Here is a 10,394-nt window from a genome sequence, read left to right on the forward strand (position 1 = left end):
CGATTCTGTGCCACATGTGGCACAAAAAAGCTGGGCCGCTGCCTCGCCGCGAAAACCGTGCCACATGTGGCACGAAATTCGACTGCGGACCTGGCTCACATCGATTCGGTGAGGATGTGAATCAGGAACCATGCCGAGAAGCCGCACCAGGCCACGGTGAACACGGCCCGGCCGGGCTTCGTCCGAACGCGGAACCAGGCTCGGGTGCGCTCGGAAAGGGTGTCGCCTTCCTTCCGGCTCCACAGCCCGTACGCCTCGGCGATGGCTCCGGCCCCAAGCAGCAGACCCCACAGCAGATCAGCGGACATCATCGGCTCCCTCATCGACGAGCAGCGGCTCGGCCCGGTAGCGGAGCCGGCAGCGGCAGTTGCGGATCAGCTCCGGCGGGGCGATCGGATCGCCCGGGTACCGAAGCGGGTAGCCGGCCGCGACAAACGGCTCCAGCACCGGCAAGGTCTGGCCGTCCAGCTCCTGGTGCGCCGGTCGCACCCTCTCGTCCCCACGGCTGATCCACGCGCGGACGACTTGCGGCCCGCACGCAGCGGCGGACGCCTCGGCCGCGCCGTTGACTGCGGCCGCCGCGATGGCATGAGCGGCGCCATCGGACAGCGGGCGGGCGGACCTGCCGAACACCTCCCGGACGTGGCCGACCAACTGCTCCAGGGTCAGGCCCGGGTGGTCCTCCTGCACCGTGGTGATCGCGTCCGCGACATCTGTGAGGAACGCCCGGACAGCGGCCGCACCTAGCGTCACGGCGTCCAGCGCAGCGGCGTGAAGCCCGCCGGAAGCCGAGCGGAGGACCGCCGGGCTCGCGGGCTCGCCGGTGAGCGCGGCGATGCACTCTGCGGCGGTCGCCTGTACTGCCAAGGCGACGAGGGGCTCCAACGCGGAGACGGTCTCCTCCACCCACCGCTCCGGGACGACGACCTTCGCCGCATCGATGGGAGCCTCGCCGGAACGGCTGTCGACCTCGTACGGACCGGGCTGCCAGTACCTGGTCCGGCCGCGGACCTTGGGGGACCGCAATCGGGCCGCGACGACCTCGGCCTGACGTGCGAGCAGCGCATCCAGGGCCGCGCTGGCGGCTGCGCGCAGCCGCTCGGCTTCCGACTCCGGGACCTCCCAGCCCGCCACGTCGGGCGCGCCGTCCGAGCCCTGGAGCGCCTTCGTCTCCTGCGCGGCGGCCACCGCCGCCGCAGCCGGACCGGCCACCCGCTGCTGCTCGGTTGCGCCTTGGGCCTGCTCGACGGCGGCTCGGGCCCCGCCGGGCGCGCTGATCCCGGCCACCTCCCGAGCCTGAGACACGGCCGCTGCGGCGTCGCCCGGCGTGGCGGACGGTGCCGGGCCGCGCGCGGCCTCGACAGCGGTAGCAGCGTTACCACCATGCTGGCCAACGGCACCACGTGCTTGCTCGGCGGCGGCTGCGGCTGCCCCGCCCTGTTGCTCGGGAGGCTGGCCGTTCGTCTGCGCGGCACCGCCGGGCAAGGCGGACGGCTCGCCCGGAGCCTGACCGCCGCCGATGCCGAGCACCGCAGCGTCCTCCGGACGAGTCGGCACCGGAGCCTTCTGCGGGCTGAACCACAACGCCCTCGTCTGGGCATTGTCGACCGCGGCCCGGCCGGCCGCCTCGCGGTACTCGTCCGCGGAGATCAGCCCGGCTGTCCACTCCTCCCGCAGGATCTTCAACCGCTCCCGGCGGGGAAGATTCAGCACCTCCACATCGGAGGTGTCGATGAACGGCTGCCATCCCTCGTCGATGTCGAGGTCCGGCAGGAACGCCGAGGCGATCAAGTCCAGGTGGGGAATCTCGGTGATCGTCCAGAAGGTGAACTCGTCCTGCTCGGCGTTGGCGTAGGTCTTGCCGGCGCTGTTGCCGAACATGGCCTCCGAGACACCGAAGGCGGCCAGGATCTCGTCCTTGCTGGTGCCCGCCAGCTCCTTGTACGCCATGTCGCGCGGCTTGGCGGAGGTGTCGATGAACTGCACTCCGCCGGGGCCGGTGCCGATGACCGCGAGCTGACCGGCGTGGTCGACACCGGGCGAGAAGCGGGCTTCGATCCGATCCAGCTGGCGCTCGGTCGCGCCCTTCAAGTCGACGCCCACGATCCCGCCCGGGCGACCATCTCGGCGCAGGAAGGTGACGTTGTAGAGCCGGGCTAGGTGGTCCAGGTCGACGCTGATGCCGGCGGCCTCAAGCGGGGTAATCCCCGAGAACGGGTCGGTGGGGTGCGGCTCCCTCACCCAGCGCACGCGCTCCGGGGCGAGCTCGCGCAGCCGCCCTGCTCGGGTCGTCAGCTCGAAGTGCGAGATGTAGTCGCCGCTCGGGTCCGGTACGGGCCGCACCCGATCCGGCGGAAGAAGATCGAGGCGGGTGATCGTCCCCAGCCGAGACTTCGTGACCTCGACGAAGGCGCCCCGCTTCGACAGCAGTACCTGGGCGCTGAGCCGCTTTCGGAAGACCCGGCCAGTCTCCAGCGGATTCGCCCTGCCGTTCAGCACCCGGTAGAGCGGGTGGTCGCTCATGACCTCGCTGTGCTCGCCCGGCTTCTCCCCCCGGCCGATCGAGAACGGCCGGCGCGCCTGGTGCCCGGCGATGGTCTCCACGGCCTTGAAGACCCAGACGCCCTGCTCGTACCCCTCGGTGACGACCCGCTCCAAGTCCCAGCCGTCCGCCCGGCCCTCCGTGCCGTACTCGGCGGTGATCCCGGGCAGCGACGCCCACGACCCGTTCCAGCCCTTCGACTCCAACGCCGCTGGCTGGGCCGGGCGGCCAACCAGACGGCGCAGCCCCGGAGCGATCCGGCGCCTCATCAGGCATCCTCACTGGCCAGCCACAGCCCGGCCACCACCGTCAGCGCCGAGATCACGGCCCACCCGCACAACGGGTGCACCACGAACGCCACCGCGGTGAAGGCCATCGTGCCGACGACCACCAGGAGCAGCCCGACAAGCTCCCGAGGTGGGTACCCCGGCGGCGTTGGCGAGGGCGAAGAAGGCTGTGGGGCCGAAGGAGTCGTCACCCGGCGGACCGTAGGCACCCGTGCTGCTTGCGTCGCGCCCTCACACCACCCGGGCCACGTACGCCTCGACACCGCGACGGCTGTACGTGTGCCCCGGGATGAGCCGAGCGCCAACCGGAGCCGGCGGCGTCGGCAGCCGCTTCGCCCGCACCCGCTGATCCCCACCGATCAGGTGCCGGTTGTCGATCAGAGCGACGCACTCCTCATCGGCCACGTCCTCGTACGGCCGCCGGCACCCCTTGCAGTACACCTCCAGCGCGGTCACCCGCTGCTGAGCCCTGGCGAGGAAGCTCCCCCGGAAGTCGGCATACCGCGCGACGTCCTCCGATACCGGCAGCTCGGCGGCCACCACCCACTCGTGGTCGGCCGGATTCGTGTTTTTCGTGGAGTCGGACGTGCCCACAGCTTCCCCTCGATCGTCGGTCGAGAGGTTCCGGCTCCACTCCAGCACCCCTCACAGACACGTACGGCCCGGGGCCGAAAAGTGTTACACCGCCCAGGCGAAGACAGCAGGCCGCCCCGCACCGTGGGGTGCGGGGCGGCCCAAAACTGTGCCACATGTGGCACAAAAACCGAGTCAGCTCACCGGAAGGTGACCGGCCTCCTTGAGCGCCAGCTGCAGGGTCTGGAACAGCAGTAGGACTCGCTCGGGGTTCGCCTGTACGGCCTCGCGGACCGCGGCAGGAGCGAGCAGCTTCTCCGCGCGATCCACCACACCGGGCTTCGCGGACGGCGGGAGCTCGGCAGGGTCATCCGACTTGGCGAGCTTGAGGTCAAGGATCTCGATGGCCTTCGAGAGCTCGTCAGGGGTCGGCACGGCGCCCTTCTTCGACCCCCAGGCTAGGTCCCAGACGATGACAACAGACTCCGCTCCCAGCTGCTTGCGAACGGGGTGCAGCACCTCGGTCTGCCGAACCGACAGGTCTGCGACAGGGTTCTCGGCAGATTTCAGGGCCCGAAGGAGCGGGATCGTTCGCGTGATCCGGTAGCCGCTGGATCGCGAGATGTCGTGCTCGGTCCTGAGGTACCGCTCGAAGGACCCGTAGGGCTTGCCGTCCGGGCCCTTGAGGTACTTGTGGAGCTTGTGCTCGTGGACCCAGGTCAGGTAGGGGCCTGCCTCGTCGACGAACGCGGCCATCGCGTCGTTGTTCGCCTGCCGCCAGCGGGCCTTCGCGGCGGCGATGCCCCGCTCGCAGACCGCAAGCTGCTCAATCGGCTTGGACTCAGGGTTGGGCAGCTCCGCGGTTCGCGGAGCGGGCAAGCGGTTGGTGTTCGACTTGCCGCCTCCGTCGTTGGCGTGCGGGGAAGCAGCCTCGCTGGAGTCGTTGAGGTCGAAGTCGCCAAGGCGGGCCATCAGGCAGTCATCTCCAGGGTCTCGACCAGCGGCAGGTAGTGCCCCAGGTCCTTCGGGCAGGTCTCCATGGCGTCCTCGTACTCCACGTGATCGGGGATCTCAGCGGGGAGGAGGTCGTAGCCGTGGTTCTTGATCTTCTCCCGGGCCGCGGTGTTGTGGGAGACGCGGGAGCTCTTGACCCGGGTGAACGCGACGAACGCTTCGATCTCGGCCAGGCGGCCTACGTGCTTGGCTGCGGACAGCGCGCCGTCCAGCGAGCCCTTGATGCGGCGCATCTCGGCCTTGCGGGGCGAGGTGATGAAGAGAACCTGGTCGCAGACAGCCACCGCCGAGCCGAAGATGTCGGCCGACTCACCACCGCAGTCGACCACCACGACGTCGTAGCCGTCGGTGTCCTCCATGATGCGATCACCGACGCGGGCATGCGGCCACGTCTCGATGTCGAACGGCAGCGGATCGCCCTTCTTCTTCGTGATCCGGTACCAGTCGTAGGCCGTCTGGGACTGCGGGTCGGCGTCGACAAGCAGGACCTTGAGGCCGTAGTGAACGGCGTAGACGAGTGCGAGATAGATCGCCATCGTCGACTTCCCAACACCGCCCTTGAGCCCGCCAACGGCGATGACCTTCTTCTTCTTCTTGCCCTGGGCCAGCCACGCCAGGGTGGCGCGAGCAGCCTCCTGCGCGGCGAGCTTCTTCGCGTTCTTCAAGATCAGCCCGGCCTGCTGCTCCGCGGTCGGGGCCTCCTCCGAGACCTCATCCACGGGCTCAAGGACCAGATCGGCGGCCGCCGCTGCCAGCGCCTCCGATCGCGGGATACCCTCGGAACTGGTGGTCGTCATCGCTCTCTCCTTGCTGATTCCGGGTGATGCGGCCCAGGTGCCCCGCTTGGCAAGAAGCGGGGCACCACACGTGCGGTCGCACTGAGCGTAGCCGTATGCCGGTGCTGCTCTGCATCAGGTGGCGTGTCAAACTTCCGGCCAGGCCCGTTGAACGCCTCGACCCACTCAGAGCACCGTTGCCTAGCCGCCACTGCGAGCGATCCGTTCCCGCTGCTCCATCCGCTCGGCCCGGGCGGAGGCCCACGGGTTCTGCAGCCTCGCCCTGATCCTGCGGAAGTATCGGCGCATCGCCGCACTGTCCTTGCGCCAGTCGCCCATCTCGGCGATCTGGTCTTCGGAGACGCCGGCCTCTCGCAGCGCGGAAGCCCCGCCAGCTCGGACACCGTGGGCGGTGACGGCCTTCGCGGTGGCGGCGTCGAGCAGCGCGTTGTAGCCGAGGGCGATGCGCTGCTCCTCGGGGAGGCCGGCCACCCGGAGGTAGGCGCTCGTGGCTCGGGCCTTGATGATCGTGTTGACGGCTTCACCCGACAGGTAGGACAAGGCCGTCCACTCCTCGTCGGTGATCTCGTGGTCGTCCTTGGGCCGGCCGCCCGGGTGCTTGGGTCGGGTCTGCGGAGTGAGGCGAACCTGAGGGCGGCCGGCCTTGTCGAGCGCGGCGAAGAGCGCCCGGTCCTGGGGCACATGGACGATCCGGCGGTACTCCAGCCAGGCCCGCAGCCGCCGTACCGGGCACAGGTGCGGGGCGTCGTCGCGGGCCGGCAGCCACGTCTCGAACGCCGATCCGTCGTGACGGGTCTTGCGGTCGATGAGGCGAATCGCGATGCCGTCCCTCTCCAGGCCAGCGTGGAGCGGGAGCAGATGCGCCAGCTCGATGCGGCGGCTGAGCAGGTGCCAGCCCATGGTGAGCAGGGCAGCGTCCCGCAGGCGGGCGCCGCGGCGCGGGTCTTCGTCGCAGACAGCGAGCATCTCTTCGAGGTCGGCTTCGAGGATCGCGGGCGACTGCTTCTCGGTCTTTTTCGTCGACCACCGCGCGCGGAACGCGGCGATCATCTTGCTGGTCTGAATGGTGCCGGGCCGGGTGTGCCCGGGGGTCTTTCGCTCCTGCCAGGTGACTACCGAACTGTGGTAGTCCGAGACGGAGTTGGGGGCATAGGCGCCGCTGAGGATCATCCAGCCGGTGTACTCGATCAGCGTCGCCGTGGTGCAGGGCAACGCGACACGGCCGCGCTCGGCGCACCAGCGCTGGAACACCCGCACCCGCGCCCGGTGGTTGCTGTCGGTGTTGGGCACCGTCGACTCGGCGAGAAGCTGCGCGATCTCCTCGCTGATGACGAAGTCGGGCGCCGTGTACGCGGGCGCGACGAACTTGACTGGCAGCGGCTGGCCGGCCACCAGCACCGTGTCCCGGTCGAAGCCGCTGACGTCGATCCCGTGCTCTTCGGCGACGACGGCCGGCAGCGGCCCGCTGTCGCCGCCGTCGATGAGTTCGCCGTCCAGGACGTCGAGATCGGTGCTCACCCCTGGCCGCCGCGGGGGACCGGATAGCTGGGGTGGGAGCGCCAGAGCCGGGCGAGGTTGGCGAGATCGGCGGCGTTGGCCGCGCGGTCCATCAGCGAGGCCGGGACGGTGCCGTCCATCTGGTCGGCGATCACGCCCACCCGCGCCAGCTTGCGCTCCAGGCTGCGCTTGGTGGAGTGGTGGAGGCCGGGCTTGGCCAGCTCCTCGTGGAGGCGGGAGCGGACGAAGCCGACGAAGTCGTGGTGCCTGCTGGTGGTCGGTTCCGCAGGGGCCTGCTCAGGCGGGGCCCAGCGCGAAGCGCTCTGCTGGGCGTCGGTATCGGTGAGCGGCGGACGCTGGACGTGGGTGGTCTTGGTGTCGCCGCCGGCCCGGACGTCGCCGAGGCGGACGGTGATGCGCTTGCCGTCGTTGTTGCCGCGGTCGAGGAGGAACGTCGTGTCGAGCGCGGCGAAGTCCGGGTGGGAGCTCCACTGCTCGGCGATGCGCACCAGGTAGGCGAGATGCCTGCCGGCGAGGTGGGTGTGCTCCAGGTCGAGCAGGGTGTCGAGGGCGCCGTGCGCGTAGGCGACTTCGCGCATCATGACGCCGAGGTCGCCGTGCAGCCGCTCCTCGGGGTGGTCGGCAGCCCGGCCGTTGATGAAGGCGACCAAGCGGTCGGCCCTGTCCCGGATGACGGCAGTCTTTCTCGCCGGCGGCCGGGCGGTACGCAGCTCGGCGACCCGGGCGATGGTGTGCTCGCGCATCTCGGCGATCTCGCTCAGCCGCTGCGCGGCCTCCGGGAAGAGCAACTGGAGGACGCGGTCGAGGAGTTGCTCCAGCTGCTTGAACGTCATGTTCGCCGGGCTGCCCGCGGCTTCGGCGAGTTCGCCGAAGCGGGTGCCGAAGTCCAGCATCTCCTCGACCACCTGGTCGGCCAGGCGCTGAGCGATCGGGTCGACGTGCGCGCCGGAGCGCCGCCGCTCGCGGACCACGGTGCACAGCAGCTTGTGCAGCAGGCCGATCCGGTCCCTGTGGCCGGCCTGCTCCAACTCGTCGGCCATGGTCGTCGAGCCCTCGTCAGGCCCGTCCTCGGGTCGGCTATCGTTCATCATCTTGTTGCAAGTCCCTTTAGCAGTAGAGCAGTTCAGTGACCGGCGGTGCCATTCGCGTCCGCGGCGCTCATGCGACGGCCGGGCCGGCGGCCCACGGGTCCGGGGCGGGGGTGGCCGCTACCCAGCCGGTGGCCGTCTCGTACTCCATCGCCCAGGTGGCGTGGCAGATGCTGGACTGCTCGTCGCCGTAGAACGTCACCTTGAGCCGCTGCCCGGCGGTGTCCACGATGACGCCCTCGCGGCCGTCGTGGCGGACCCGGCCGCCGAGCGCGACTCGGATGCCCATGCGGCTCTCCAGCCCGTAGTAGGTCGCGATGTGCTCCAGGTCGGCGGCCTGCCGGCGCCGCGTCTGGGCTTCGGCCTCGATGCGGTCCTCGAAGTCGTTGTACGTCATCGGTTCGGGCTGCACGGGCGAAGTCCTGTCTGCGCGGGTCAACAAAGGTGCGATGTAAGGCTGTTGATGGTCAGTCTCCCATGCGTCCGGCCTGGTGCTGCTGGACGTCCTGGAGGTGGCGCAGCGCGGCGTTGGGGTCCATCGTGGTGAGCTGTTCGAGCCATGGGGTGTCGGGGTGGTCGTCGTGGCTGTACCAGAGCAGCGACATATCCCGCAGCAGTCTCAGGGCGTGGATCTGCTGGAGTGGGCCGGTGCTGTGGGCGTGGGCGGCGATCCGGGAGATGTCGCTCCGCTGCCGGGCGAAGACCTCGCGGGTCTCGGTCGGCACCGCCGGGTCGGCGGCGCGCTCGGCGAGCCGGGCCCGGAGGAAGCTGGCGAGGCCGTCCACGGCGCGCTCCAGTGGCAGCCCGGGCGGTGTCGACGTCGTCACGGTGCTCTCCTGCGCGCGAAGGGTGCTGACGAGGGGAAGCCTCTCACAGCGGTTGCCTTGCATATTGGAGAATATACGAGGCTAACGATCGTTAACATGCGGCGGAAGCCGTCGAGGGGCGTAGGGACCGTCCTGGGAACGTTCCTATGGCCTTGCCGCAGGACATCGCGACACAAGCCGTGCCGCCCGACCATCGTGCCGCCCGTGACCGACCCCGACCTCCGCCTGCACCTGGTGCCGGTCCGCTTCAAGGACGCCCGCGACTTCGTCGCAGCCTGGCACCGCCACCACCGGCCCCCGCCCGGCATGATCTTCGCCATCGGCGCCGCCGATCAGCACGGCACGCTTCGCGCAGTCGCCATCGTCGGCCGGCCGGTCGCCCGTCACCTCGACAACGGTCAGACCCTGGAGGTCACCCGCACCGCCACGGACGGCACGCGAAACGCCAACAGCCTCCTGTACGGAGCGAGTTGGCGCGCCGCCAAGGCCCTCGGATACACCCGTCTCGTCACCTACACCCAGGCCGGCGAAACCGGCGCCAGCCTGCGCGCCGCCGGCTGGCGGGTCCTCGCCCACCGCCCACCCCGGCCCGGCTGGCACTGCACCAGTCGACCCCGCCGGCCACTCGGGACCGACCAGGTCGCCCGCACGCTCTGGGAAGCATCCGAGAACTGACGGCGAACATCGACGGACTTCGCACCGCGATACCGCACCGGAAGTATCGCGGAGGAACCGGGGAAGACGAACGCAATGGATCGAAGAATCTCGGCGGGAGATTTGAAACGGGAATCATCGATGCCGTTTGTCTAACGCCGAGCTTCCGGCTAGACTCAACGACACTGAAACGTTTTCGATGTCGTCTGCCACCGACTTCGAAACGTCACGCCACACGCCACTGCAAATCAACAAGAACGATCAGAATCGATTCCGATTTGAAATCGGAATGAATCATTCTCAATGAACTTCCGGTATGGATCTGCCGGAGAACATGGTGAAGTGCCGTCCGGGCGGACTCCACGGCAGGAATGGCCCGGACGGCAGGCAAACCGCCAATGGCGGCAACCACCGAAGGTGCGGCTGGGGATGGCCATCCCCGGTCGCACCGGCCCCTTACAGCAGGCGAAGAACCTCTCGCAACAACTTCAAGAGCTCAATGGCGATCGCGCACCACTGCCGGCGGCGTCCCTGGTCATCCTTGGGGTCCGGCTCATCGCCGCCCGCCCTCGTCCGAACTGTCATGGAACGCTGCTCCCCTCCGAGGTGGACGCGCAAGCCGCGTCCGGGCCCTGGACATGAATGAGCCCAGAATGCGTGGAGGGTCCCAGGGGTGTGGCCCCCTGGAATGCAGTGCCTTCGGTAATCGTAGGGCTCCCTGTAGGCGGCTCGCAAATGCATGCCCGGCGATATTCGAGGGCGACAAGAAGGCCGCACGCTATCAATCCGCTGACCTGCGGAGTCGTGAATTCCGGTGGCGCGGTCGGTAACGCCGCCGGGTCAGGGCGCGACACAGGCGCGAGCGGGCCGGTAAGCAGATCCTCGGCAGGCGGATGCGAGTGGCCAGTGCGGGCGGCAGGAGAAGCTGCTGCCCCTGGAGGGCTACCGTCCGCTGGTCGCAGGTCGGGGGGGGGGGGCCCCCCCCCCCGCCCCCCCCCCCCACCCCCCCCCCCGGGGGGGCCCCGGGGGGGGCAGGGGGATTGGGGGGAGCCCCCGGGGGGGGCTGAAGCGGGGGGCGCCGGCCAGGGGCGGGG

Annotated in this window: 11 protein-coding genes; 1 reads left to right on the forward strand and 10 read right to left on the reverse strand. The window is 69.7% G+C overall.

Annotated features, from left to right (window positions below; translation table 11 throughout):
* Positions 1-95 precede the first annotated feature (95 nt).
* From ACPC54_RS30840 to ACPC54_RS30885, 10 genes are all read right to left on the reverse strand, one after another.
* Complete coding sequence (locus ACPC54_RS30840; protein ID WP_350882233.1) at positions 96-308, reverse strand: hypothetical protein; 213 nt, start codon at positions 306-308, stop codon at positions 96-98.
* A complete protein-coding gene (locus tag ACPC54_RS30845; protein ID WP_498969518.1) occupies positions 298-2,604 on the reverse strand; it encodes a phage portal protein in 2,307 nt (768 codons plus the stop codon). The genes ACPC54_RS30840 and ACPC54_RS30845 overlap by 11 nt, the downstream gene beginning before the upstream one ends.
* A 206-nt stretch (positions 2,605-2,810) precedes the next feature.
* The gene (locus ACPC54_RS30850) at positions 2,811-2,933 is read right to left on the reverse strand and encodes a hypothetical protein (protein WP_498969520.1); all 123 of its coding nucleotides are present in this window, start codon (positions 2,931-2,933) and stop codon (positions 2,811-2,813) included.
* Between the two features lie 127 nt (positions 2,934-3,060).
* A complete protein-coding gene (locus ACPC54_RS30855) occupies positions 3,061-3,423 on the reverse strand; it encodes a hypothetical protein (protein ID WP_350882227.1) in 363 nt (120 codons plus the stop codon).
* A gap of 174 nt (positions 3,424-3,597) precedes the next feature.
* Positions 3,598-4,374 (reverse strand): hypothetical protein, encoded by a 777-nt coding sequence (locus ACPC54_RS30860; RefSeq protein ID WP_498969522.1) that lies wholly within the window; start codon positions 4,372-4,374, stop codon positions 3,598-3,600.
* Positions 4,374-5,213, reverse strand: coding sequence for a nucleotide-binding protein (locus tag ACPC54_RS30865; protein WP_498969524.1), 840 nt, complete (start codon positions 5,211-5,213; stop codon positions 4,374-4,376). The genes ACPC54_RS30860 and ACPC54_RS30865 overlap by 1 nt, the downstream gene beginning before the upstream one ends.
* 180 nt (positions 5,214-5,393) lie before the next feature.
* Positions 5,394-6,731: a site-specific integrase gene (locus ACPC54_RS30870; protein ID WP_498969526.1), complete on the reverse strand. Its 1,338-nt coding sequence runs from the start codon at positions 6,729-6,731 to the stop codon at positions 5,394-5,396.
* On the reverse strand, positions 6,728-7,822 hold the full coding sequence (locus ACPC54_RS30875) for a hypothetical protein (protein WP_498969527.1): 1,095 nt from the start codon (positions 7,820-7,822) through the stop codon (positions 6,728-6,730). Before ACPC54_RS30875 ends, ACPC54_RS30870 begins: the two co-directional genes overlap by 4 nt.
* 67 nt (positions 7,823-7,889) lie before the next feature.
* Positions 7,890-8,231, reverse strand: coding sequence for a hypothetical protein (locus ACPC54_RS30880; protein ID WP_498969528.1), 342 nt, complete (start codon positions 8,229-8,231; stop codon positions 7,890-7,892).
* 55 nt (positions 8,232-8,286) lie between these two features.
* Positions 8,287-8,646 carry a hypothetical protein gene (locus ACPC54_RS30885; RefSeq protein ID WP_498969529.1) on the reverse strand — a complete coding sequence of 120 codons (360 nt, stop codon included), beginning with the start codon at positions 8,644-8,646 and terminating at the stop codon, positions 8,287-8,289.
* A gap of 204 nt (positions 8,647-8,850) precedes the next feature.
* On the opposite strand from ACPC54_RS30885, the gene ACPC54_RS30890 reads away from it, so the two are divergent.
* The gene (locus ACPC54_RS30890; protein WP_498969530.1) at positions 8,851-9,321 is read left to right on the forward strand and encodes an XF1762 family protein; all 471 of its coding nucleotides are present in this window, start codon (positions 8,851-8,853) and stop codon (positions 9,319-9,321) included.
* Positions 9,322-10,394 lie beyond the last annotated feature (1,073 nt).

Source organism: Kitasatospora sp. NPDC094028, assembly GCF_049543595.1.
Taxonomy (GTDB): domain Bacteria; phylum Actinomycetota; class Actinomycetes; order Streptomycetales; family Streptomycetaceae; genus Kitasatospora.